Source organism: Curtobacterium sp. WHRI 8282, from assembly GCF_040223925.2.
GTDB lineage: Bacteria > Actinomycetota > Actinomycetes > Actinomycetales > Microbacteriaceae > Curtobacterium > Curtobacterium flaccumfaciens.
The window spans coordinates 856,561-879,771 of record NZ_JBEHCD020000002.1 but is presented as its reverse complement, the minus strand read 5'-3'; the positions used below and the strand labels follow the sequence as shown (position 1 = coordinate 879,771).

Genomic DNA, 23,211 nt, shown 5'->3' with positions numbered 1-23,211 from the left:
GGAAGGGGCGCTGATGCCTCACGCTCTCCCGGACCACCTGCTCGCCGCGGGTGGCACCACCGAGACAGTCGACCCGTCCGGTTCGATCCCGCAGCTGATCATCGCGGCGCTCGTCGGCATCGTGGTGATCATCGCGCTCATCACCTGGCTCAAGGTGCACCCGTTCATCGCGCTCACGATCGGCGCGCTCGGCGTCGGGATCGGCGCGGGCCTGGCGCCGGACAAGGCGGTCACGAGCTTCGGTGACGGCTTCGGCGCGACCATGACGAGTGTCGGCATCCTGGTCGGGCTCGGGGCGATGTTCGGCAAGATGCTCGTCGACTCCGGCGCAGCGGACCGCGTGGTGGACACCCTGGTGCGGAAGTCGTCGAAGGCGGCGCTGCCGTGGACGATGGCCCTGATCGGGGCGCTCATCGGGCTGCCGATGTTCTTCGAGGTCGGGCTCGTCCTGCTCATCCCGATCATCGTGCTGGTCGCCAAGCGGAGCGAGGTGCCGATCATGAAGATCGCCGTCCCCGCCCTGGTCGGCCTGTCGACGATGCACGCGTTCGTCCCGCCGCACCCCGGGCCGCTCGTCGCGATCTCCACCGTCGGTGCGAACCTCGGCACCACGCTCGCCTTCGGCATCGTGCTGGCGATCCCGGTGATCATCCTGGCCGGCCCGCTCTTCGCCCGGTTCGCGGCCCGCTGGGTCGACATCCCCGTCCCCGACATGTTCGGATCGCGTGGGGCGGTCGCCACCGCCGGCCCGGGTTCGGGGTCGGGTTCCGGGTCCGCCTCCTTCGCCGACGGCCCGGCACACCCCGGACGGGAGGCCCGGCGCGGCCCCGCCACGCAGGACACCGCGTCCCTGCCCAACGGCAAGAGCGACTTCACGCGCGTCATCAGCGAGCCGCGCAGCCCGTCGTTCACCGTCGCCCTGATCGGCATCCTGCTGCCGGTCGTGCTCATGCTCGCCCAGGCGATCCGTGAGGCCACCGCCCCCGACGCCGCCGGCTCGTGGGTGAGCCTGCTCGACTTCCTCGGTTCGCCGATGATCGCCATCGGCATCGCGGCCGTCTACGCGATGGTCTTCTTCGCGATCGGCGGTGGCATGGACCGCTCGGCGGTGTCGAAGTCGCTCGAGAGCGCCCTGCCCCCGATCGCCGGCGTGCTGCTCATCGTCGGTGCCGGCGGTGGCTTCAAGCAGGTGCTCATCGACACCGGGATCGGCGGCGTGATCGCCGACGCCGTCAAGGACTCCGGTGTCTCGGTGCTGCTCGTCGCCTGGGTCGTCTCGGCACTAGTCCGCGTGGCGACCGGGTCGGCCACGGTCGCCACCGTGACCGCCGCCGGCATCATGGCGCCGATCGCCGCCGACCTGTCGACGCCGATGACGTCGCTGCTCGTGCTCGCGATCGGTGCAGGCTCCGTGTTCCTGTCGCACGTGAACGACGCCGGGTTCTGGCTGGTGAAGGGGTACCTCGGCACCACGGTGGGGCAGACGTTCAAGACGTGGACGGTGCTCGAGTGCCTCATCTCGGTGTTCGGTCTGCTCGGGGTCCTGCTGGCCGGGGTGTTCATCCGATGAGCGGCGCAGCAGACCTCGGTCCGGCCGCAGCTGCCGGGGCGGCCGACACCGGGCTGGACGCACGTGTCCTGGTGGTGATGGGGGTCTCCGGGTCCGGCAAGTCGACCGTCGCCGCCATGGTGGCGGAGCAGGTCGGGTGGGAGTTCGCCGAGGGCGACGCCATGCACCCGCCGGCGAACGTCGACAAGATGCACGCCGGCACCCCGCTCACCGACGAGGACCGCTGGCCGTGGCTCGACGTCGTCGCCGGCTGGATCCGCGGACACCTGGACGCCGGCACGAACGGCGTCGTGACCTGCTCGGCCCTGAAGCGCTCGTACCGCGACGTGCTGCGGGCCCCCGGGGTGGTGTTCGTGCACGTGGCCGGTGACGGCGCGCTCATCGAGGAGCGGATGTCGCAGCGTTCCGGGCACTTCATGCCGACGTCGCTGCTGCAGTCGCAGCTCGCCACGCTCGAGCCGCCGCAGCCCGACGAGGCCCACCTGACGATCGCCGCCGACCGCACCCCCGAAGAGGAGAGCGCCGAGGTCGTGGCGCGGCTCGGACTGGTCCGGATCCCGAGAGCCTGATCGGGCGGCGCTCGGCAGCATGGGCTGCATGGCGCTCGACGACTCGCTCTCGCTCCTGACCCGTGGCTACGGGTTCGGTGCCCACCTGTGGCGCCGGACCCGGCCGGGGGCGCGGGCCGTGGGCTTCCGACTGCTCGGACGTCCGGCGCTGCTCGTGCGTGGTGCCGAGGGGGTCGCGCTGTTCTACGACGGCGACCGCACGGCACGCCACGGCGCGATGCCGGCCATCGTGCAGCGGACGCTGTTCGGCGTCGGGTCGGTGCACAGCCTCGACGGGGCGGAGCACCACCACCGCAAGACGACCTTCGTCGACGTCGCGTACGAGGACGAGCAGGTCCGGCGGCTCGCGCCCCTGCTGACCCACGAGTGGGCGACCGAACGCGACGCGTGGCTCGCCGGCGGCACCCGGTCGGCGTACGACGCGGCCGTCGGCGCGATCGGCCGCGCGGTCATGCGGTGGGCCGGACTACCGGGGACGCCGGCGGCGAAGACCCGGTGGGCGGCACGGCTCGCCCAGGTCGTCGACGGCTTCGGGGTGCCGTACTCACCGGAGTACCTGCAGGCCGTCCTGAACCGGCACTGGTCGGACCGGCATGCCCGGCGGCTGGTCGAGGCCGTGCGCGGTGGCCGGCTGACCCCCGAGCCGCACACCGCACTGCACGAGTGGGCGTGGCACCGGGACCCTTCCGGGGCGCTGCTGCCGGCGCGGCTGGCCGGCATCGAACTGCAGAACAGCATCCGGCCGGCCATCGCGGTGGCCCGGTTCGTGGCGTTCGCGGCGAAGGAGCTGCACGACCGGCCGGACTGGCGGGCACGGATCGCCGCCGAGAGCGCGGCGGCCGACACCGCTGACGGGCCGCGCGTCGACGGGCCGCGCGTCGATGGTCCGCGCGTCGACGGCCCGCTCGCCGTCGCCTTCGCGCAGGAGATCCGCCGGACGGCGCCGTTCGTGCCGATGCTGCCTGCCTGGGCCACCACGGACGTCGAGCTGGACGGCCAGCACCTGCCCGCCGGCGGGCGCGTGGTGCTCGACATCACCGGGACCGACACCGACGAGCGCTCGTGGGACCGTGCGAGCGACTTCGACCCGTCGCGGTTCCTCGGCGTGGAGGACTCCGAGGCGATCACGACGTTCGTCCCGCACGGTGGCGCCGACGTCGCCACGGGACACCGGTGCCCCGGCGAGAAGGTCGCCGTCGCCGCGCTCGCGGCCGCGGTCTCGGTGCTGAGCGACCCGCGGCTGATGATCCTCGACGACGGGCTGCAGGTGGACCGCCGCCGGCTGCCGACGAAGCCGGCCTCGGGTGGCGAGGTCCGGGGCCGCTGCCCCTTCCACTGACCCGGTCTCAGTCGAACCGGATCGGGGTGCCGACGGGCAGCGCTGCCAGGGTGCGGGTCATCTCCGCCGAGATCCGGACGCAGCCGTGCGAGCTGCCGGTCGGGTCCGGGTAGTAGTGCAACGCGGTCAGCGCAGCGTTGCCGCCGTACGACGGGATCCGGGACGAGTGCGCCCCGGTCAGGATGATCGGGTTGCCCTGCGTGTACGCGACGCGGGTGTCGACGTACGCCGCCTCGACGTAGGTGGCGGTGTCGGCCGGTGTGGGGTCCTCCGGCGTCCCGAGCCGGGCGGCCTCGGTCGCGGTGACCTTGCCCGACCTGGTGACGACGGACACCGTGCTGGCGGCGACGTCGACCCGGATCATCCGGTCGGTCCCCGTCACGGTGAAGTCGGCCGCCCGGGCCCAGGCGAACGTCGCGCTCGGCGCGTCCGGGTCGCCGCCGTCACCGGGGGTGCGGTTGCGGGACGGCGTCGACACCAGGAGCATCCCGCCGTCCCGGCCGGGGGAGCGACCCCACACCGCGGTCGCCGCGGGCCGGTTGATCGTCGACACCAGGTGGGACAGGGTCGCCACCGGTCGGGCGCCGCCGGACGGGCTCGCGTACAGGGCGACGAGCGGCGTGCGCGGGGTCGCGATCTGCCAGGTGTCCTCGGGCTCCACGTCCCCGCCGTCGAGCAACTGCGGCACGACGGCGTCGTGGAACGCCAACGGCAGCGCGGCCAGGGTCGCGTCGGATGGTGCAGCGGGGACGGCCGCGAGCGTCGGGGTCGGCGTGGCGCTCGGGGTCGGAGTCGTCGTCGCCCGCGCCGCCCGGGTCGGCTCCGGTGCCGGCGACCCGACGGTCACCCCCACCACGACGGCGGCGACGGCGAGCACCACCACCCCCGCGGTCGTCGCGATCCAGGTGCTGCGTCGCATGTTGCGTCCCCCTCGGTCGATCCGTCAGCGTTCGGTGACGGTGCCGCCCTCGACCCGCCACTGCCGGTCGAGTCGGACGGTCTCCAGCATGCGCCGGTCGTGTGTGACGAGCAGCAAGGTCCCGTCGTAGGACCCCAGCGCCTGCTCGAGCTGCTCGATCGCGGTCAGGTCGAGGTGGTTGGTCGGCTCGTCGAGCACGAGCACGTTCACCCCGCGGGCCTGCAGCAGTGCGAGCCCGGCCCGGGTGCGCTCGCCCGGGGAGAGCGCCGAGGCCGGTCGGCCGACGTGGTCGGCCTTCAGCCCGAACTTCGCGAGCAGCGTCCGGACGTCGGCGGTGGTGTACTCGGGCACGATCGCCTCGAACGCCGCTGCCAGGGGCTGGTCGCCGGTGAACGCCGCACGCGCCTGGTCGACCTCGCCGACCGCCACGCTCGAGCCGAGCGAGGCCGTGCCCGTCGTCGGTGCCTGCTTGCCGAGCAGCGCCCGCAGCAGGGTCGACTTGCCGGCGCCGTTCGGACCGGTGATGCCGATCCGGTCGCCGCCGTCGACCTGCAGCGAGACCGGGCCGAGGGTGAAGTCGCCCTGGGTGAACGTGGCGTCCGACAGCGTCGCGACGACGGCCGACGACCGGGGTGCACTGCCGATCGTGAACTCGAGCTGCCACTCCTTGCGCGGCTCCTCGACCTCGTCGAGCCGGGCGATGCGGGACTCCATCTGCCGGACCTTCTGCGCCTGCTTCTCGCTCGACTCCGACGCGGCACGGCGGCGGATCTTGTCGTTGTCCGGGCTCTTCTTCATGGCGTTCCGGACACCCTGGCTCGACCACTCGCGCTGCGTCCGTGCCCGCGAGACCAGGTCGGCCTTCGTCGACGCGAACTCGTCGTACGCGTCACGCTTGTGCTGCCGGGCGATCTCGCGCTCCTCGAGGAACGAGTCGTACCCGCCGCCGAACAGCCGGTTCGACGACTGCGCCAGGTCGAGCTCGAGCACCGAGGTCACCGAGCGCGCCAGGAACTCACGGTCGTGGCTGACGAGCACCACCCCGCCGCGCAGCCCGCGCACGAACGCCTCGAGCCGGTCGAGGCCGTCCAGGTCGAGGTCGTTGGTCGGCTCGTCGAGCAGGACGATGTCGAACCGCGAGAGCAGCAGCGCGGCGAGCCCGACGCGGGCGACCTGCCCGCCGGACAGCGCGGTCATCAGGGAGTCCGGGCCGACGCCGTCCGCACCGGAGTCGCCGGTGCCGGGTTCGAGGCCGAGGTCGGCGAGCACCGCCGGGATCCGGTCCTCCAGGTCCGCGGCCCCCGCGGCGAGCCAGCGGTCGAGCGCCGCCGAGTACCGGTCGGCCGCGGCGTCGCCGGCATCGGGGTCGCCGAGCGCCGCCGCCGCTGCGTCCATCGTCGCCGTCGCCTCGGTGCAGCCGGTCCGCCGCCCGAGGTACGCCGCGACGGTCTCACCAGCGATGCGCTCGTGCTCCTGGGGGAGCCACCCCACGAACGCATCCGTCGGCGCCAGGGACACCGTGCCCGCCAGCGGCTCGTCGACCCCGGCCAGCAGCCGGAGCAGCGTGGACTTGCCGGCACCGTTCACGCCGACGACCCCGATCACGTCGCCCGGCGCCACCGTCAGGTCGAGGGAGTCGAACAGCGTGCGAGCGGCGTACCCGCCGGACAGGCCCTTGGCGACGAGCGTGGCGGTCATGCGCCCATCGTCCCACGCGAAGCGGGCACCCCACGTGCAGCAGACTGGGCCGATGGACTCCTGCGTCTTCTGTGCCGTGATCGCCGGTGACGAACCCGCGACGTGGGTCGAACGCGAGGAGCACGCCGTCGCCTTCGCACCCCTGCCCGACTCGGCGCTGGCTCCCGGCCACACCCTGGTCGTGCCGGTCGAGCACACCGCCGACCTGCTCAGTGCAGCACCCACGGCACTCGCCGCCACCACGGCCCTGGCGCAGCGCGTCGCCCGTGCGATGAAGGGAGCCCTCGGCGCGACCGGGACCGTCGTGCTGCAGGCATCGGGTGCAGACGCCGGCCAGAGCGTGCCGCACCTGCACCTCCACGTCGTGCCGTGCTGGCCGGACGACGCCACGACGCACTGGCCGGAGCGACGATCGGCGCACGTGGTCGACGGTGACCCGCACGCGCTCCTCGCCGAGATGTTCGAGTAGTCGCCCGAGCAGACCCTGCCCGGCCCGGCGCGACCCTCAGCCGCGCGGCGTCAACCGACCCGCACCCACCGGCAGCAGCCCGCCCCGGTAGTCCAGCGCCGTCGCGCCGCCGACCGACACCGAGGCCGCCCCGAACCGCCACGCTCGGTTGAACAGGTACACGCCGATCACCGTGTCGCCGTCGTCCGGCACCGCCCACGTGCCGGTGCCCCACTGGGCCGGGTGCCCCACCCCGTCGACGGTGACGGTCGGCCGGGCGAACCAGGCGAACAGGGGCCGGACGAGCCGGAGTTCGATCCGGCGCTTCGTCGTGCCGGAGGGGAGAGTGGTGTCCACCGTCGAAGGATACGGGCCACCGCCGCCTAGGCTCGGAGCCGTGTTCGAACTCCACCACCTCTCCGCACAGGAACTCTGGGACTGGATCCGCCGGGGCGAGGCGACCGCCCTCGAGGTCACCGAGCACTACCTGTCCCGCGTGGAACGCCTGGACGCCGGACTCGGCGCCTTCGTGACGGTCACCGCGGACGCTGCCCGGGCCCGAGCCGATCGCCTCGGCCACCTGGTGCCGACGTCGAGACCGTTGTGGGGCCTCCCGTCCGCCGACAAGGACCTGTACGACCGCGCCGGGGTCCCCACGCGGAACGGCACCGCGAGCCTGCCGGAGCGTCCCGCGTCGGCCGACCACCCGCTCGTCGCCGCGCTCGACGCGGCCGGCACCGTCAGCCTCGGCAAGACCGCGTCACCGGAGTTCGGCATGTCCTCGTCGTCCGAGACCCGGCTCGGCGTGACGCGGAACCCCTACGACACCACGCGCGCTCCGGGCGGGTCGTCGAGCGGTGCGGCCGTCGCCGTCGCCGCCGGACTCGTGCCGGCCGCGGTCGGGTCGGACGGCGGCGGATCGGTGCGGATCCCCGCCGCGGCGACCGGACTCGTCGGGCTGAAGCCGAGCCGCGGCCGCGTGCCGTCGATGCCCGGCCGCTCCGGCGTCGGCGGTCTGTCCGTCGCCGGGCCGCTCACCCGGTCCGTCGCCGATGCGGGCATGCTCCTCGACGCGCTGGTCGCGCCGACCGGGCTGCCCGAGCCGTCGCCCTACGCGCTCGTCACCCCCGACGTCGGCGAGGGGCCGTTCACCGCGGCCGCCGTCCGCGGCGAGGGCCGGTTCGTCGTCGGGGTGCTCGACGATTCGCCGTGGGACGACACCGTCGACGTGGTCGTCGACCCCGCGGCCCGGGCCGCCGTGGAGACCGCCGTGCGGGTGCTCGGCGAGGTCGGGCACGGCGTCGAGGACGTCCGGATGCCCCGCGTGCCGTACGCGGACGCGTTCCGGGTGGCGTGGGAGAGCTCGGCCGCCCGCATGCCGCAGGTGCCCGGCATCGACCTGTCGTCGCTGACCCCGCTCGTGGCGTGGCTCGTGGCACGCGGACGGGCACTGTCCGGCACGCAGGTCCTCGACGCGATGACGACGCTCGACACCTTCTCGACGACGCTCATCGGCGCGTTCGACCGGTTCGACGCGGTGCTCACGCCGACCCTCGCGATGACGCCGCGGCCCCTCGGCTGGTACGGCGACGACCCGGACGAGGACTTCCGCCGGCAGTGCGCGTACTCACCGTGGACGTCGATGGCGAACGTGTCCGGGCTCCCCGCGATCACCCTGCCGGTCGGCGTGACCGACGATGACCACCCCGACGGTGGCGGGCTGCCGATGGGCGTGCAGCTGATCGGACGCCCCGGAGGCGAGCGCGTCCTGCTCGCGATCGGCGCGCAGCTCGAGCGCCGGTTGCGCTGGCAGCGGCGGCACCCGGCTGCCTGGACCGCCTGACGCACGCGGCGTGCTCGTGCGTCAGGTGCGTCGAGGTGCGTCGGGTGCGTCGAGCCGGTGCGACGAAGTCGTCGTCGTACGACAGCGACCCTGTCGCACCAGCGCGTCCGCAACGGTTGCACGCGCGGGCGGGCGACGATGTCGGTGTCGTACGACGTCGACGGTGTCGTTCCACGTCTGCAGCCGGCGCCGCACCCGTCCCCGCGCGACCCCCGCGCAGCCCGCCTACGGCAGCGTCGGCGCCGCCGCCACCAACGCCCGCGTCACCGGGTGCTTCGGCGCGTCGAGGAGCGACACCGGCCCGTGCTCGACGATCCGGCCGTCGGACATCACCGCGACCGTGTCGCACAGCCGCTGCACGACGCCGATGTCGTGCGACACCAGCACGAGCGTGAGCCCGAGGTCGTCGGCGAGCGACCGGAACAGCTCGATCACCCGAGCGCGGACGACCACGTCGAGGGCGCTCATCGGCTCGTCGCCGAACAGGATCCGCGGCGAGTGCACCACGGCCCGGGCGATCGCGATCCGCTGCCGCTGCCCGCCGGAGAACTCGTGCGGGTACCGGTCGACCGTGTCGGCGGGCAGGTCGACGCGCTCCAGCACGGCACGGACCAGGTCGTCGTGCGAGCCCGGGACCCGCAGGGCCCGCAGCGGCTCGGCGACGATCGCGCCGACGCGCATCCGCGGGTCGAGGGACGCGTACGGGTCCTGGAACACCACCCCGGTCTCGCGACGGAACCAGCGCAACGCACGCGCGGACCGGGACGCGACCACCGGACGGCCGGAGGCGGCGACGGTGCCTGCGGAAGGGGCCTCCAGGCCGGCGAGCAGCCGGACCAGCGTGGACTTGCCGGATCCCGATTCGCCGACGATGCCGAGCCGTGCGCCGGGGGCGACCGTCAGGTCGACACCGTCGACGGCGGTGCGGACCGGACCGGGCTCGAACGGGCCGCGGCGGGGGAGTCGGTAGGTGCGGTGGAGACCGGTGGCCTCGAGGACGGGGAGGGTCACGGGGCGGCCCTCCTGGCGGTGGCACGTGCGGCGTCGACGAGCGCGGCGGTGGCGGGGTGCTGCGGTGCGGCGAGCAGGTCCGCGACGCGGCCCTGCTCGACCACTCGGCCGGCGTCGAGCACCACGGCGGTGTCGGCGATGCGCGCGAGCACGGCGAGGTCGTGGGTGACGAACACCATGCCCGCCGGCAGGTGCTCGAAGAGGTCGAGGATGCGGGCCTCGGTGGTGACGTCGAGCGCCGTGGTCGGTTCGTCGGCCACCAGGTACGACGGCTCGCCCGCCATCGCCATCGCGATGCAGATCCGCTGCCGCTGCCCGCCGGACAGCTGGTGCGGGTACTGCCGCAGCAGCGACTCCGGGTCGGGCAGGCCCACGGACGCCGCCAGGTCGACGGCCGCCGCGCGGGCCGCACGCCGGTCGAGCCCGCGGTGCAGCCGGAGCGGCTCCGCGATCTGCGCGCCGACCCGGCGCAGCGGGTCGAGCGCCGTCCCCGGCTCCTGGAACACCATCGCGATGCCCGTGCCGCGGTGCCGCGCGCGCTCGCGGTCGGGCAGGCCGACGAGTTCGGTGCCGTCGAGGCGGACGCTGCCGGTCACGACGGCACCGGTGGGCGCCAGGCCCATCAGGGCGAGCGAGGTCATCGACTTGCCGGATCCGCTCGCGCCGATCACGCCGACGCGCTGGCCGGGAGGCACGGTGAAGCTGACGTCGTCGAGGATCGTCCGCCCCGTGATGCGGACCGACAACCCGCGCACCTCGAGCCCGGAGGCTGCGGTGGCGTGGGCGGGGCCGGCTGCGTGGTCGGTCATGCGGTCACCCCCGGCGTGGTCGTCGCCGGGTCGGCGCTCCGGTCGCTCGCGGTGACGTCGGCCGTCGTGCGGTCGCTCGTCGTCGTGCGGTCGCTCGTCGTCAGCCGCGGGTCCGAGGCGTCACGCACCGCGTCGCCGAGCAACGACAGTGCCGCGACGACGAGGGCGATGGCGGCTCCCGGCCAGGTCGCACTCCAGGGGTGGACCCCGATGTAGGTCTGCAGGTCGGACAGCAGGCTGCCCCACGACGCGGTGTCCGACCCGGCGCCGTAGCCCAGGTAGGACAGCCCGGCCTCGGCGAGCACGGCCGTGGCCATCGCGAGCGACAGCTGCACGGTGAACAGCGGCGCCGCGTTCGGCACCAGGTGGCGGAAGAGCACCCCGGCACCGCCGACGCCGGACGCCCGCGCTGCGGTCACGTAGTCGCTGCGGGCGATCCGCCGGATCTCACCGCGGGCCACGCGGGCGATCGTCACGCCGAAGGACAGCCCGACGCTGACGATCACCACGCCGAGCGACCCGCCGAACACCGCGGTCAGGAGCATCGCGGTGAGCAGGGTCGGGAACGCCACCAGGATGTCGAGCAGGACCGCGGTGCCCTCGCGCACCCAGCGGGCGGTGAGCGAACCGATCGCGGTGAGGACGATGCCGACGACGCTCGCGATCACCCCGGAGCCGACGGCGACGAGCACGGTGGTGCGGGTGCCGGCGAGCAGGTAGCTCGCGATGTCGCGGCCGGCGGCGTCGGTTCCGAACCAGTGCGCGGCGCTCGGCCCCTCCCACTGATGGAACGGGTCGGCGCGGAACGGGTTCTGCGGTGTCCACACGAGCGACACGGCGGCGAGCACGAGCAGCAGGCCGAGCACGACGACGGCGAAGACCCCGGTCGGTCGGGACACCAGACGGCGGATCATCCCTGCACCTCGCGCTGTCGGGGGTCGAGGGTGCGGTGCACGACGTCGACGGCGAACCCGACGAGCAGCACGAGTCCGGTGAGCACGAGCAGTTCCGACTGCACCTTCGTGATGTCGCGGCGGCCGACGTCGGTCACGAGCATCCGGCCCACCCCGGGCAGGGAGAACAGCTGCTCGACGACGACGGCACCGACGAGCAGCCCGGCGATCTGGACCCCGAGCACGGCGAGCACCGTGAGGGCGACGCTCGGCAGACCGTGGCGGAGCAGCGCCTGCGTGCGGGTGAGTCCGACGGCGGCGGCGGTGCGCAGGTGGTCGGCGTCGAGGACGGAGAGCGTGGCGGACCGGGTGAACCGGAGGATCACGGCGCCCTCGACCGCACCGATCGTCAGCGCGGGCAGCACGAGCGACGCGAACGCCCGCCCGGGTTCCGACCAGCCGTCGAGCGGGAAGCCCTGCGTCGGCAGCCAGTGCAGCGTCACCGCGAACAGGGCGACGAGGAGCATGCCGGCCCACACGACGGGCACGGCGGCGACCGCCTGCGCCGCGAACCCGATGACCGCACCGCCCGGGCGGCGACGGAGCACCGCGGCGATCACCCCGAGCGGGACGCCGATCACCAGTGCGGTCGCCAGTGACATCGCGGCGAGCGGCAGGGTGATCGCGAGCTTCTGCCCGATCTCCGGCGCGACGGCACCGTTCGTCACCAGGGAGCGGCCGAGGTCACCGCGGAACACCCCACCGATCCAGTCGAGGTACTGCACCACGACGGGCCGGTCGAGCCCGAGCTGCTGCCGGAGCTGTTCCACCTGCGCGGGGGTCGACTGCGTGCCGGCGACGACCTGGGCGACGTCACCGGGCAGCACGCGGAGCGTGGCGAAGATGATGACGCTCGCCACGAGCAGGCCGACGACGAGCAGGAGCACCCGCCCGATGAGGAACCGGGTCACGACACCGATGCTACGGGGACGGACACCCCGCCGCGGCCGCTCCGGTTCACTGGACCGCGAGCTTCGCCAGGTCGAGGCGGGAGTTCCCGCCGTCGACCGGGAAGCCCGTCACGCCGGAGCGCACCGCGGTGATCTCGGTCGCCGTGTAGAGCCACTCGCCGGCCGCGTCCTCGCTGACGATGCGTGCAGCCTTGCGGAGTGCCTCGGTCTTCGTGGCCTCGTCGGTCGCCGCGATCGACTGGGCGTAGAGCGCCTGCACCTTCGCGTTGTCGTACCCGAAGTAGTAGTCCGGGTTCGCCCAGTTGCCGAAGTCACGGGCCTCGACGTGGTCGACCATCGACAGGTCGAAGTCCCGCTCGCCGGACTTCGGTGCCTGGAACACCGAGGACAGCCAGGTGGCGAAGTCGACACGCTTGACCGTCAGGGTGATCCCGACGTCGGCGAGCTGCGACTTCAGCACGTCGCCGATCGTGGTCGGGTAGATGTTCGCGTAGGTGAGCGTCAGCTTCAGGTCCTGCTGGCCGGCGGCGGCCAGCAGCTTCTTCGCGTTCGCGGGGTCGTACGCGTCGATGTCGGTGAGGTCCTCGTAGCCGGGGTCGAGCTCCGGGATCGGGCCGCCCTGCTCCACGCCGGTGCCGCCGATCGCCTTGATGAGCGCCTTCGCGTCGATCGCCTGCCGGATGGCCCGGCGCACGCGCTCGTCCGTGAACGGTTCCTTGCGGTTGTTGAACGCCAGCGTGTACTTGTCGGTCGTCTTGCCGCTGTGCAGTGCGATGTCGGCGTTGCCCTGCAGCTGGCTCTTGAGCGTGCCGTCGACCGGGTTCAGGACGTCGAGGTCACCGTTCGCCATCGCGTTGACGGCGGTCGACGGGTCCGTGATGTACCGGAAGACGATCTTCGCGACCTTCGCCTTCGTGCCCCAGTAGTCCTCGTTGCGGTCGAAGGTGAGCGAGTCGCCCTGCTTCCAGTCGGCCACCTCGAACGGACCGGTGCCGTTCGCGCTGTCGGACAGGTCGTTGTCCGCGGCCTTCTCGAGCACCAGACCGGAGCGGCCGGTCAGGTTCCAGAGCAGGTCGGAGTCCGGCTTCGCGAGTTTCAGCACGACGGAGTCGTCCGACGGCGAGGTGATCGACGTGACGCCCGCGAGCTTGGCGGAGTCGACGTACGAGTCGTTCGACTTGACCTGCTCGAGCGACCACACGACGTCGGCCGCGGTGACCGGCTTGCCGTCCTGGAACGTCGTGCCGTCCCGCAGCGTGAACGTGTAGGTCAGGCCGTCGTCCGAGACATCGTGCGACGAGGCCAGCACGTCACGGATCTCGCCGTCGGCGGTCCGGCCGACGAGCCCCTGGTACACGTTGTCGATGAGCACCTGGTCGAGCGCCGCCCCGGACTGGGTGCGGATGTCGAGACTCGTCGGCTCGAGCACCAGCCCGACGCGCACCGTGGCGTCCTTGCCCCCGGTGGTGTCGGACGAGCCGGAGCAGCCGGCCAGCGCCAGGGCGGAGACGACGGCGACCGCGGTGGCGGCGAGGGCAGCGCGCCCGATGCGCGAGGTGCGCGCGGTGCGACGGGGCAGGAGCGGACTCATGGGGTGGTGGGTTCCTTCCGGGCACGAGGGCTGGGATCGGGCCTCGCGCTCGCACGAGGGTACCGGCGGCTGGCGCCGTCCGGCGACGGTTCTTCGATCGGGTGCAACAATCCGTGCCGCTCGGCCCATGCCCGGATCGCCGAAGCCAGTTCGAGGGGCGCCTGGTTCTGCACCGCGTGCCGCGAGGTGACCGTCACGATCTCGGCGTCCGGCAGGCGTTCGGCGAACCCGGCGTGCAGCTTCGGGGAGACGTACCCGCGGTCACCCCGGACGAGCAGGATCGGAACGCGCAGTGCCTCGAGGTCCGGCCACGCATCGGCGAAGCGCCCCACCGACGACGTCCGCCCGGCGGGCAGGTGCGGGAAGTGGTGACGGCGCACGAGCCGCCCGTCCGCACCGAGGGCCGTGGTGTGCCGGGCCTCGCGCAGCAGCACCTGCCGGTCGTCGCCGACCCGCGCCTCGATCGCCCGGTCGACGACCTGCTCGAGCGACTCGAACGGCTCCTCGGCCTCGAGCGCGCGGGCGATCCGGTCCACCGCACGCTGTGCGAAGTCCGGCGACATGTCGACGAGCACGAGCCCGGTCACCCGCTCCGGCGCGGTGGCCGCGAGTCGGGCGGACAGGATGGCGCCGAGCGAGTGGCCGACGACGATGCCCGGCGGCACCGCGAGCGCGTCGAGCGCGGCGAGCACGCTCGGCGCCGTCGCTGTCGCCGCGTAGTCCGCGTCCTCCCGCCACGACGACCGGCCGTGGCCGGGCAGGTCGAGGGCGACCGCCGGCTCGCCCACGGCGAGTGCCGTGGTGTCGAAGCTGTGGGCGTCGATGCCGAGCCCGTGCAGGTAGGTGATCCGGGCCTCCTGGCCGTCGTCGCCCCACCGGATGGCGGAGATCTCCTGCCCGTCCGCGGTGCGGACCACCTGCCTGGAGGCGCGGAGCGGCGCGTGCACGCCGCTCGCGCTGGCGAGGGCGGGCAGGTCGGCGAATTCGTCGTCAGGGGCTTCGGACACGGGGACGATCCTCGCACCGTTCCGGGGGCCTGGAGACGTTAGGTAAGGCATGCCATACTCGATTCCGTGGCAACCCGGTATCGCGTCTTCTCCGTCCGCGTGGCCGCCGTCACGTCGCTCACCCCGAACTTCGTCCGGGTGACACTGACGGGCGACGCGCTCGCCGACTTCTCCTCGGTCGGTCTCGACCAGCGGATCAAGATCGTGCTGCCCCTGCCCGGCATCGGCTTCTCCGAACTGCCGGAGGACGAGGACTGGTACGCCGCCTGGCGCGCGCTGCCGGACGAGACCCGCAACCCGCTCCGCACGTACACGGTCCGCTCGTTCCGCCCGGACGCCCGCGAGCTCGACATCGACTTCGTCGCGCACGGCGACACCGGCCCGGCGTCGCGCTGGGTGTCGGCCTGCCGCGTCGGTGACGAGCTGCGCATCGTCGGGCCGCGGGTCCCCGAGTCGCCGGAGGACCTGCCGACCGGGGCCGCCGAGTTCGCTCCCGGGCACGCGAACCGGATCCTGCTCGCCGGGGACGAGACCGCCGCACCGGCCATCTGCGCCATCCTCGAAGCCCTCGACGTCTCGACCGTCGGCCACGTCTTCATCGAGGTGCCCACCGACGCCGACCGGTTGCCGGTCACCGCGCCCGCCGGGGTCGAGGTCCGCTGGATCGCCCGCAACGGCGCCACCCACGGGGTCCGGATGACCGACCAGGTGCACGCCTGGGCCTCCACTGTCGCGCCGTCGTCCACCGCCGCGTGCGAGCCGGCCGCCGAGCTCACCGACGTCGACGTCGACGAGCAGGTGCTGTGGGACGTCCCCGCCCCGGTCGACGAGCGCCCCGTGTACGCCTGGATCGCCGGTGAGGCCGGCTGCGTCAAGGAACTCCGCCGCCACCTGGTGCGCGGCGTCGGCATCGACCGCAAGCAGGTCGCGTTCATGGGGTACTGGCGGCACGGCAAGGCCGAGCACTGATGTCGGACGCGGGCACCGCGCTCGGTCCGGTCCCGACCACCGCGCTCGGGGCCCGCGGGCTGACCCTGGCCTACGACGACCGGGTCGTGGTGGACACGCTCGACGTCGACATCCCCGACGGCGAGCTGACGGTCATCGTCGGGCCGAACGCCTGCGGCAAGTCGACGCTGCTGAAGTCCTTCGCCCGCACCCTGAAGCCGCGAGCCGGCACGGTGTTCCTCGACGGGGCGCCGATCGACTCGTACCGCCCGAAGGCCGTCGCTCGGCGGGTCGGGATGCTCCCGCAGACCCCGATCGCCCCCGACGGCATCACCGTGCGTGACCTCGTGTCCCGGGGCCGGTTCCCGCACCAGGACCTGCTGCACCCGTCCTCCGGGTCCGACCGGCAGGCCGTGCAGGCCGCACTCGAGCAGACCGAGACGGTGGAACTGGCGGACCGGAGCGTCGACGAGCTCTCCGGCGGGCAGCGGCAGCGGGTGTGGATCGCGATGGTGCTCGCGCAGCAGACCGACATCGTGCTGCTCGACGAGCCGACGACGTTCCTCGACATCGCCCACCAGTACGACGTGCTCGAACTGGCCTCCACGCTGCACGCCGCCGGTCGCACGGTCGTCGCGGTGCTGCACGACCTGAACCAGGCTGCGCGCTACGCCACCCACGTCATCGCGATGCGCGACGGGGCGATCGTCTCGGCGGGGAAGCCGGCGTCGGTGCTCACCGCGGACCTCGTCGAGGACGTCTTCGGCCTGCCGTGCGTCGTCGTCCCCGACCCCGAGACCGGCACGCCGCTCGTGGTGCCGCGGCGGCGCGCGGCCTGAGGCGCGGGCGGCGCTGCCGCCTGGCTGCCGCGCTGGGCCCTGCCGCCGAGTGGTCACGACACGTCGTGGGCCGGGCGCCGTGTGGTCACGAACTGTCGGTTGGCGGCGCCGCAGGCGACGGTCTGCGACCGCTCGCCGCGCTCCCGGCGGGGTGTTGTGACCGGCGGGTGGGTGCAGTGGGGGTGGGGTGCGGCGGCCGGGAGGCTCGGGGAGGGCCCGCCACGCGCCTCCAGGCCGTCGACTGGTCGCGTCTCGTCGCCTGGCCGGCCTGCCGCCGAGTGGTCACGACACGTCGTGGCCCGGGCGTCGTTTGGTCACGAACTGTCGGCTGGCGGCGCCGCAGGCGACGGTCTGCGGCCGCTCGCCGCGCTCCCGGCGGGGTGTTGTGACCGACGGGCGGGTGCAGTGGGGGCGGGGCGTGGCGGCCGGGAGGCTCGGGGCGGGCCCGCCACCCGCCTCCCGGCCGTCGACTGGTCGCGTTTCGTCGCCTGGCGGGCCTGCCGCCGAGTGGTCACGACACGTCGTGGCCCGGGCGTCGTGTGGTCACGAACTGTCGGTTGGCGGCGCCGCAGGCGACGGTCTACGACCGCTCGCCGCGCTTCCGGCGGGGTGTTGTGACCGACCGAGCCGCCGGCCGACACGTCCGCCGAGGTCGCACCCGCACCCGCACCCACGCCGCACCCGCACCCGCACCCACGCCGCACCCGCACCCGCACCCACGCCGCACCCGCACCCGCACCCGCACCCGCACCCACGCCGCACCCGCACCGCACCCGCCGCACCCGTCAGCGGTAGCCGCCGTCCTCCAGGCCGGCCTCGACCTCGAACCGGTTCCGCAGGGGATCCCGCCCGGCGACGGCGTAGAGCAGCGGCATGAGCATGCCGTACCGGCGCCACTGCTCGACGTGCACCCGCTCGTGCCGGAGCACCCGCGGGCCGTCGTTGTCGCGGGTCAGGTACACCGAACCGACGCAGGTGCCGCCGCGCCGGAACACCCAGCGCGGCAGCCCCGTGCAGACCACGAGCCCGTCCTCCACCCGGATCCGCCCCGTCGACAGGGGGACGCCCACGGCGAGCCCGACGGCGGTCGCGAACACCCACCCCGCACGGGACACGGGCGAGTCGAGCAGCGGGTTGCGCACGCTCAGGCCGGGCGGCCGTACGTCTCGAGCAGGCGGAGCCAGATCTCGTTCATCGTCGGGTAGGCAGGCACCGCGTGCCACAGGCGGTCGATCGGGACCTCGCCCACGACGGCGACGGTCGCGCCGTGCAGCATCTCGGCGACGTCCTGGCCGACGAACGTGACGCCCACGACGACCCCGCGGTCCTCGTCGACGACCATCTTCGCGCGGCCCGTGTAACCGTCGGCCTGCAGGGAGGACCCGGCGATCGCACCGAGGTCGTACTCGACCGCGCGGACGTTCAGCCCCTGCTCGCGGGCCTTCGCCTCGGTCAGGCCGACGCTCGCGACCTCGGGGTCGGTGAAGGTGACCTGCGGCGAGGCGGCGTGGTCGGCGGTGGCGACGTGTGCACCCCACGGCTCGGTGTGGAGCGGCGTGCCCTGGTACCGGGCGGCGATCGCCTCGCCGGCGGCGCGTGCCTGGTACTTGCCCTGGTGGGTGAGCAGGACGCGGTGGTTGACGTCACCCACGGCGTACAGCCAGTCGGTGCCGTGCACGAGCATGGTGTCGTCGACGTCGAGCCAGTCGCCCGCGGTCAGGCCGACGGTCTCGAGCCCGAGGTCACGCGTGTGGGCGGCGCGGCCGGTGGCGGCGAGCACCTCGCTCGTGATGACCGTGGTGCCGTCGTCGAGCACCGTGGTGACGAGACCGTGCTCGTCGCGGTCGACCCGGACCGGGTTGACGCCGGTGCGGACGTCGACGCCGAGTTCGCGCAGGGAGTCGGCGACGAGTTCCCCGGCGAAGGGCTCCATGCCGCCGAGCAGACCGTGCCGGGCGACGAGGGTGACCTTCGCGCCGAGGGACGCCCACGCGGTTGCGAGCTCGGAGCCGGAGACGCCGCCGCCGATGACGAGCAGGCTCTCGGGGACCTGCTGGGCGCTGGTGCCCTCGCGGGTGCCCCACGGCTTCGCCTCGGCGAGACCGGGCACCGGGGGCAGCGTGTGCAGGGAACCGGTGACGACCGCGACGGCGGCGCGCGCGGTGTGCGTCTCGCCGTCGACGTCGATGGTCTTCGGGCCGGTGATGCGGGCGTGCCCGCGGATCAGGTCGATGCCGGCGGACTCGAGCCACGAGACCTGGCTGTCGTCCTTCCAGTCGGAGGTGAACGAGTTGCGGCGGGCGAGGACGTGGGCGGCGTCGAGCGTGCCGGTCACGGCCTGCTTCGCACCGTCGAGCCGCTTGGCGGCGGCCAGGGCGTGTCCGCTGCGCAGGAGCGCCTTCGAGGGCATGCACGCCCAGTAGGAGCACTCGCCGCCGACGAGCTCGGCCTCCACGATCGCGACCGAAAGGTCGCGCTTCCTGGCGTAGTCCGCCACGTTCTCGCCGACAGCGCCGGCTCCGATCACGATGAGGTCGTAGTCCGTCATGCTGCCGAGCGTACGCGGACCGGCAGGGGGTCCGCCGGTCGCGTCGTGCCCGTGGTCAGCCCACCCGGGAGGCGCTGGTCACCGCTCCGACGACGCGCAGGATCACGCCGAGGTCGTCCACCGCCCGGTCCGGGTCGACGGGGGCGAATCCGGTGAGTGCGGCGCCGACGAGGCGGCGGCCGCGCGTCGCGGCCTGGATGCGCTCGACGAGCGCTGCGCCGTCGAGGCCGAACGGGACGGGTTCGAGGAGTCCGTCGACCTCGGACGGGTCGAGGACGTCGAGGTCGACGTGCACGAAGACCGATGCGGCGCCGGTCCGCTCGACCGCTGCGGCGAGGGCGTCCGGGGTGGCGGCGTCGACGTCGAGGTGCACGATCCCGGCCTTGTCGAGGGCGGCCCGTTCGGCGTCCTCGACCCCGCGGACCCCGGCGACGACGACCGAGGACGCCGGCACCAGCGGCAGGCCGGGGAACAGGTCGTCGGGGCGGTCGACCAGCAGGCGCAGGGCGGCGGTCTCGGCGGCGACGGGCTGGGCTCGGTTGAGCGCGCGGTACCCGCTCGACCCGGAGATGCGGACGAACGCGGTGTCCGGTGCGAGGGCGGCGGTCGCGCCGAGGACACTGGCGCCGTCGCCACCGACGACGAGCACCGGTTCGGTGGCGACGGCGGTTTCCTCGGCGACGCGTTCGGCGACGGCGAGCACCGAGGTGTAGCGGGCGACGGCGGTCTCGAGGCGGTCACCCGCTCCGGCCGGGACGTCGACCACGGTGGTGGACGCCCGGGGGAGGTCGGCCGCGATCGCCGACGCGCCGTCCCCGAGCCGCATCGCGCGCGACGACGCCGAACCCTGCCACTGACCGACCACGAGGAAGTGCATCGTCTCAGTCTGTCAGCTGGGGTCCGGCGTCGTCAGGGCGTTCGTCAGATGCTCGAGGATCCGCCGGACTTCAGCGCGGCGAGCCGTGCCTCGACCTCGGCGTCCTTGCCGACGTCCTCGAGGCTCTCGAACTGGGCGTCGAGGCTGGACGACTGCAGCTCCTGCTGGCCGAGCACCTTCGCCTCTTCGCGGCGGACCTTCTCCTCGAAGCGGCCGAGGTCGCTCGTCGGGTCGAGCACGTCGATGTTGCCGAGGGCGTCGTTGACGCGGGACTGCGCCTCGGCGGTCTTCGAGCGGGCGACGAGGTTGTCCCGCTTCGCGCGGAGCTGCTCGAGCTTCTGCTCCATGCCGGCGAGACCGGTCTTGAGCTTCTCGACGGCCTCGTTCTGCGACGCCAGGTTCGGCTCCGCGTCCTTGACCTCCTGCTCGGCGGCGATCTGCTTGCCGATCGCGATCTTGGCGAGGTTGTCGAACTTGTCCGCCTCGGCCGACTTGCCCTCGGAGCGGTACTTGTCGGCGGCGGCGGAGGCGTTGGCGGCCTTCTGGCCCCACTCGACCGCGGCCTTCTTGTCCTCCTCGTGGTCCTGCTCGAGCAGGCGCACGTTGCCGATGGTCTGCGCGATCGCGGTCTTCGCGTCGGCGATGTTGTTCGTGTAGTCGCGGACGAGCTGGTCCAGCATCTTCTGCGGGTCCTCGGCGTCGTCGATGATCTGGTTGATGTTCGCGCGCACGAGGGTGGAGATGCGTCCGAAGATGGTCTGCTTGGCCATTGCTGTTCCCTTTCGTGGAAGTCCTGTGGACGGTGTTGTCGGGTCGTGTCTGGTTCTGGGTGCCGGAGGCCGGGTCAGCTCCGGTCGGGTCCGTCGTGTCGGGAGCGGGGGAGCGTGCCCGTCAGAAGCGGCCGCCGCCGGAGAAGCCGCCGCCGCCCCCACCGCCGCCGCCGCCGAAGCCCCCGCCGCCTCCGCCGAAGCCACCGCCCCCGAAGGAGCCGCCGCCGTAGCTGCCGCCGCGACCGCCGAGCAGGCCGCCGAGGACGAGTCCGGTGACGAGGCCACCGAGCTGGGCACCACCACCGCCTCCGCCCTGGCCGCCACCCCAGCCGCCGAGGTCGTCGTTGGCGGCGTCCATCGCTGCGGCGGCGTACTGCTCGGCCGCGCGGGCGGCGTTGAGTGCCTGGCCGGGGTTGCTCGGGGCGAGCTCGACGGCGTCGTCGTAGGCGCGCTGGGCCTCGGACAGCCGGGTCCGGGCGGTCGGGCCGATGCCGCCGCGGTGCAGGGACACGTAGTCGCGAGCCTGGCTGATCCGGTTCCGGGCGTCGCGCAGGGCCGCGTCGAGTGCCTGGGTGGCGCGCTGACGCTGTTCCTCGGCACCCCGTGCCGCGGCGATGGCCTGGTCGATCTCGGTGTTCGCCCGGGTCAGCGCGTCGACGGCGGCCACGGGGTCCTTCGGGTCGAGCCCCTGGCGGAGCACGGCCTCGGCGCGGGTGACCGCGGCGGCGAGGTCCGGGCCGCCCGAGCGCAGGCTGCGGGCGGCGGCGACGTCGCCTTGGATGTCGATGCGCATCGCCTCGGCGCGGGCGGTGGCCTCGTCGAAGGACTGCTCGGCGGCGAGTGCGCCGTCGGTGAGCTGCTGCACCTGGGCGAGCGCGTGCTGGGCGTCGCGCACGGCGACGACCGCCTCGCCCTTGTCGCCGGCGGCGATGGAGGCGGTGGCGGCGTTCGAGCGTTCGGTGGCGAAGGCGAGCACCTGGTGGGCCTGGTCGACGTTGTTCGCCACGGTGGCGAGGGTGCGGCCGGTGTAGCGGGCGCGGACGCGGTCGAGTGCGGCGGCGGCGGCCCCGACCGATGCCGGTGCGGCGGCCACGGCCTGGGCGAGCGACGCGGCTGCGTCCTCGACGCCGTCCTCGAGCGACCGGAGCTGGTCGAACGCCTCGGTCTGCTCCTCGATCGCGGCGTGCGCCCGTTCGCAGATCACGATGATCTGGTTCGCCCACTCGGCGCGCTGCTGGGGGGTGTCGGGGATCTCGTCGTCGAGCTGCTGCCGGATCGTGAAGGCCTTGCGGACCTCGCGCTGGGCGGCCTGCACGGCGTCGGCGAAGGGCTTGGCGGCGTCCGGGCCGAACTGCGCGCTCGCGAACCCGACCTCTTGCTCGGCGGTGCGGAGTTCGTCGTCGATGGTGACGAGGGCGCCGCCGGCGGTGCGTTCGAGGTCGGCGAGCGAGGCTTCCTGGGCCTCGGTCGCTGCGGCGGTGCGGCGCTTGTTCCGGGTCCGGATGACCAGGACCACGACGATGAGCCCGACGACCACGACGAGCAGCAGGATCCACAGCCAGGTGAGGTCCACCGGGGCCTGCGACTGGGTCAGCCCGTCGGCGAAGGCCACGGCGGCGCCCGACCAGTCGCCCTGCTTGAGCTCGGGGAGCAGCGCGTCGTTGACGGCGTTCTCCACGTCGGACGAGGAGATCGCGGTCTCGTTCGTCTGCTGGACGTCGTAGTTGCGCTCGTCGACCGCGACCGAGAGCAGGATGCCGTCGGTGTCGATCTGGTTCTGCTCCATCACGGCCCGGCCCCACTCGGTGTGGTCGGTGGGGTCGGTGAAGGACGGCACGAACACGACGAAGAGCTGCGTCTGGGTCTCGGAGTACAGGTCCTGCACGGCCTGCTCGACCTTCGACTGCTGAGATGCGGTCAGCGCGTCGGCCTCGTCGAGGACATATGCGCCGCCCAGGTCGACGGGCGCCGTGGCGTGTGCGGTCGCTGCCGGAGCCAGGACGATGAGCATCGCGACCAGGGCCGCCGTCACACGGCTCCACAGCCGCGTTGTCCCCCTTCGCCCGCTCGATCCGTCCGTGCCCGATCCGTGCTGGACCGCTCGCATCCGTCCTCCGTCCGTTGCCGGTCGGTACCCAGTGGCACCGCACCGGACCGCGCCACGAGGCGCTGTCGCCCGGAGTCTATCCAGGCCACGCAGGGGCACCGCCAGACTCTGGGGGAACGCTCCGGACCGTGCTTCCTGTGGACGTCTTGTCCCCCGTACCGGGGTATGCTGGCGCCACTGTTCGAGGATGAACGGAAGGGGAAGAACGATGGAACGCACCACGAGCACCGAGGTCGTCCCGCTCGAGGACGGCTACCACCGGGTGTCGACTCCGGCGACGGGTGTGATCGGTTTCGTGCGCGAGCACGACGGCCGTTACGAGGTCCTGCGCGGACGAGTTCGCCAGGCGACCCGCTCCGAGGGGCAGTACAGCACCATGAACGTCGCGCTCATCGCGCTGACGCACGCCTGATCCGCTCTGGGCGCGACCACACGACCGACGGGCGCTGCCCCG

Annotated in this window: 22 protein-coding genes; 8 read left to right on the top strand and 14 right to left on the bottom strand. The window is 73.4% G+C overall.

Going from position 1 to position 23,211, the window contains the following annotated elements; all coding sequences use genetic code 11:
- Window positions 1-13 precede the first annotated feature (13 nt).
- The 3 genes from ABRP24_RS10375 to ABRP24_RS10365 are packed head-to-tail and all read left to right on the top strand — an operon-like array spanning window position 14 to window position 3,478.
- Window positions 14-1,570, top strand: coding sequence for an SLC13 family permease (locus ABRP24_RS10375; protein ID WP_349848740.1), 1,557 nt, complete (start codon window positions 14-16; stop codon window positions 1,568-1,570).
- Window positions 1,567-2,139 carry a gluconokinase gene (locus ABRP24_RS10370; protein WP_138803627.1) on the top strand — a complete coding sequence of 191 codons (573 nt, stop codon included), beginning with the start codon at window positions 1,567-1,569 and terminating at the stop codon, window positions 2,137-2,139. The genes ABRP24_RS10375 and ABRP24_RS10370 overlap by 4 nt, the downstream gene beginning before the upstream one ends.
- Window positions 2,140-2,158: 19 nt before the next feature.
- The gene (locus ABRP24_RS10365; protein WP_371836750.1) at window positions 2,159-3,478 is read left to right on the top strand and encodes a cytochrome P450; all 1,320 of its coding nucleotides are present in this window, start codon (window positions 2,159-2,161) and stop codon (window positions 3,476-3,478) included.
- A gap of 7 nt (window positions 3,479-3,485) precedes the next feature.
- Here the strand turns inward: ABRP24_RS10365 and ABRP24_RS10360 are convergent, their stop codons facing one another.
- Both ABRP24_RS10360 and ABRP24_RS10355 read right to left on the bottom strand, forming a co-directional pair.
- Window positions 3,486-4,397 carry a L,D-transpeptidase gene (locus tag ABRP24_RS10360; protein WP_349848736.1) on the bottom strand — a complete coding sequence of 304 codons (912 nt, stop codon included), beginning with the start codon at window positions 4,395-4,397 and terminating at the stop codon, window positions 3,486-3,488.
- 24 nt (window positions 4,398-4,421) lie between these two features.
- Window positions 4,422-6,095: an ABC-F family ATP-binding cassette domain-containing protein gene (locus tag ABRP24_RS10355; RefSeq protein WP_349848734.1), complete on the bottom strand. Its 1,674-nt coding sequence runs from the start codon at window positions 6,093-6,095 to the stop codon at window positions 4,422-4,424.
- A 52-nt stretch (window positions 6,096-6,147) separates the two neighbouring features.
- Here ABRP24_RS10355 and ABRP24_RS10350 point away from each other — a divergent pair, with 52 nt between their 5' ends.
- Window positions 6,148-6,564, top strand: a complete 417-nt coding sequence (locus ABRP24_RS10350; protein ID WP_349848732.1) for an HIT domain-containing protein — start codon at window positions 6,148-6,150, stop codon at window positions 6,562-6,564.
- A 36-nt stretch (window positions 6,565-6,600) separates the two neighbouring features.
- Here the strand turns inward: ABRP24_RS10350 and ABRP24_RS10345 are convergent, their stop codons facing one another.
- Window positions 6,601-6,900 carry a hypothetical protein gene (locus tag ABRP24_RS10345; RefSeq protein WP_027465808.1) on the bottom strand — a complete coding sequence of 100 codons (300 nt, stop codon included), beginning with the start codon at window positions 6,898-6,900 and terminating at the stop codon, window positions 6,601-6,603.
- Window positions 6,901-6,940: 40 nt separating this feature from the next.
- Here ABRP24_RS10345 and ABRP24_RS10340 point away from each other — a divergent pair, with 40 nt between their 5' ends.
- Entirely contained in the window at window positions 6,941-8,386 is a 1,446-nt protein-coding gene (locus tag ABRP24_RS10340) for an amidase (RefSeq protein WP_349848730.1), read from the top strand.
- Between the two features lie 225 nt (window positions 8,387-8,611).
- Here the strand turns inward: ABRP24_RS10340 and ABRP24_RS10335 are convergent, their stop codons facing one another.
- The 6 genes from ABRP24_RS10335 to ABRP24_RS10310 are packed head-to-tail and all read right to left on the bottom strand — an operon-like array spanning window position 8,612 to window position 14,668.
- A complete protein-coding gene (locus ABRP24_RS10335; RefSeq protein WP_301601111.1) occupies window positions 8,612-9,397 on the bottom strand; it encodes an ABC transporter ATP-binding protein in 786 nt (261 codons plus the stop codon).
- On the bottom strand, window positions 9,394-10,206 hold the full coding sequence (locus ABRP24_RS10330) for an ABC transporter ATP-binding protein (RefSeq protein ID WP_349848728.1): 813 nt from the start codon (window positions 10,204-10,206) through the stop codon (window positions 9,394-9,396). Before ABRP24_RS10330 ends, ABRP24_RS10335 begins: the two co-directional genes overlap by 4 nt.
- Window positions 10,203-11,120 carry an ABC transporter permease gene (locus tag ABRP24_RS10325; RefSeq protein WP_214522793.1) on the bottom strand — a complete coding sequence of 306 codons (918 nt, stop codon included), beginning with the start codon at window positions 11,118-11,120 and terminating at the stop codon, window positions 10,203-10,205. Before ABRP24_RS10325 ends, ABRP24_RS10330 begins: the two co-directional genes overlap by 4 nt.
- A complete protein-coding gene (locus tag ABRP24_RS10320) occupies window positions 11,117-12,070 on the bottom strand; it encodes an ABC transporter permease (RefSeq protein ID WP_214522794.1) in 954 nt (317 codons plus the stop codon). The genes ABRP24_RS10325 and ABRP24_RS10320 overlap by 4 nt, the downstream gene beginning before the upstream one ends.
- Window positions 12,071-12,116: 46 nt before the next feature.
- Window positions 12,117-13,661 (bottom strand): ABC transporter substrate-binding protein, encoded by a 1,545-nt coding sequence (locus ABRP24_RS10315; RefSeq protein WP_349848725.1) that lies wholly within the window; start codon window positions 13,659-13,661, stop codon window positions 12,117-12,119.
- Entirely contained in the window at window positions 13,658-14,668 is a 1,011-nt protein-coding gene (locus ABRP24_RS10310) for an alpha/beta fold hydrolase (RefSeq protein ID WP_181440071.1), read from the bottom strand. Before ABRP24_RS10310 ends, ABRP24_RS10315 begins: the two co-directional genes overlap by 4 nt.
- Window positions 14,669-14,734: 66 nt before the next feature.
- Between ABRP24_RS10310 and ABRP24_RS10305 the strand changes: the two genes are divergently transcribed.
- Both ABRP24_RS10305 and ABRP24_RS10300 read left to right on the top strand, forming a co-directional pair.
- Window positions 14,735-15,637, top strand: a complete 903-nt coding sequence (locus ABRP24_RS10305) for a siderophore-interacting protein (protein ID WP_349848722.1) — start codon at window positions 14,735-14,737, stop codon at window positions 15,635-15,637.
- Window positions 15,637-16,455 (top strand): ABC transporter ATP-binding protein, encoded by an 819-nt coding sequence (locus tag ABRP24_RS10300; protein WP_111056362.1) that lies wholly within the window; start codon window positions 15,637-15,639, stop codon window positions 16,453-16,455. The genes ABRP24_RS10305 and ABRP24_RS10300 overlap by 1 nt, the downstream gene beginning before the upstream one ends.
- Before the next feature lie 785 nt (window positions 16,456-17,240).
- Here ABRP24_RS10300 and ABRP24_RS10295 read toward each other — a convergent pair.
- The 5 genes from ABRP24_RS10295 to ABRP24_RS10275 form a co-directional block, all read right to left on the bottom strand.
- Window positions 17,241-17,597 carry a Fe-S oxidoreductase gene (locus tag ABRP24_RS10295; protein WP_175330772.1) on the bottom strand — a complete coding sequence of 119 codons (357 nt, stop codon included), beginning with the start codon at window positions 17,595-17,597 and terminating at the stop codon, window positions 17,241-17,243.
- A gap of 2 nt (window positions 17,598-17,599) precedes the next feature.
- Window positions 17,600-19,003: an NAD(P)/FAD-dependent oxidoreductase gene (locus tag ABRP24_RS10290; protein WP_214522481.1), complete on the bottom strand. Its 1,404-nt coding sequence runs from the start codon at window positions 19,001-19,003 to the stop codon at window positions 17,600-17,602.
- Window positions 19,004-19,058: 55 nt separating this feature from the next.
- A complete protein-coding gene (locus ABRP24_RS10285) occupies window positions 19,059-19,880 on the bottom strand; it encodes an arginase family protein (protein ID WP_176708917.1) in 822 nt (273 codons plus the stop codon).
- 44 nt (window positions 19,881-19,924) lie between these two features.
- Window positions 19,925-20,650: a PspA/IM30 family protein gene (locus ABRP24_RS10280; RefSeq protein ID WP_110859024.1), complete on the bottom strand. Its 726-nt coding sequence runs from the start codon at window positions 20,648-20,650 to the stop codon at window positions 19,925-19,927.
- A gap of 121 nt (window positions 20,651-20,771) precedes the next feature.
- Window positions 20,772-22,682 carry a TPM domain-containing protein gene (locus ABRP24_RS10275; RefSeq protein WP_349848717.1) on the bottom strand — a complete coding sequence of 637 codons (1,911 nt, stop codon included), beginning with the start codon at window positions 22,680-22,682 and terminating at the stop codon, window positions 20,772-20,774.
- A gap of 283 nt (window positions 22,683-22,965) precedes the next feature.
- Between ABRP24_RS10275 and ABRP24_RS10270 the strand changes: the two genes are divergently transcribed.
- Window positions 22,966-23,169, top strand: coding sequence for a hypothetical protein (locus ABRP24_RS10270; protein ID WP_017885770.1), 204 nt, complete (start codon window positions 22,966-22,968; stop codon window positions 23,167-23,169).
- The last annotated feature ends 42 nt before the right edge of the window (window positions 23,170-23,211 follow it).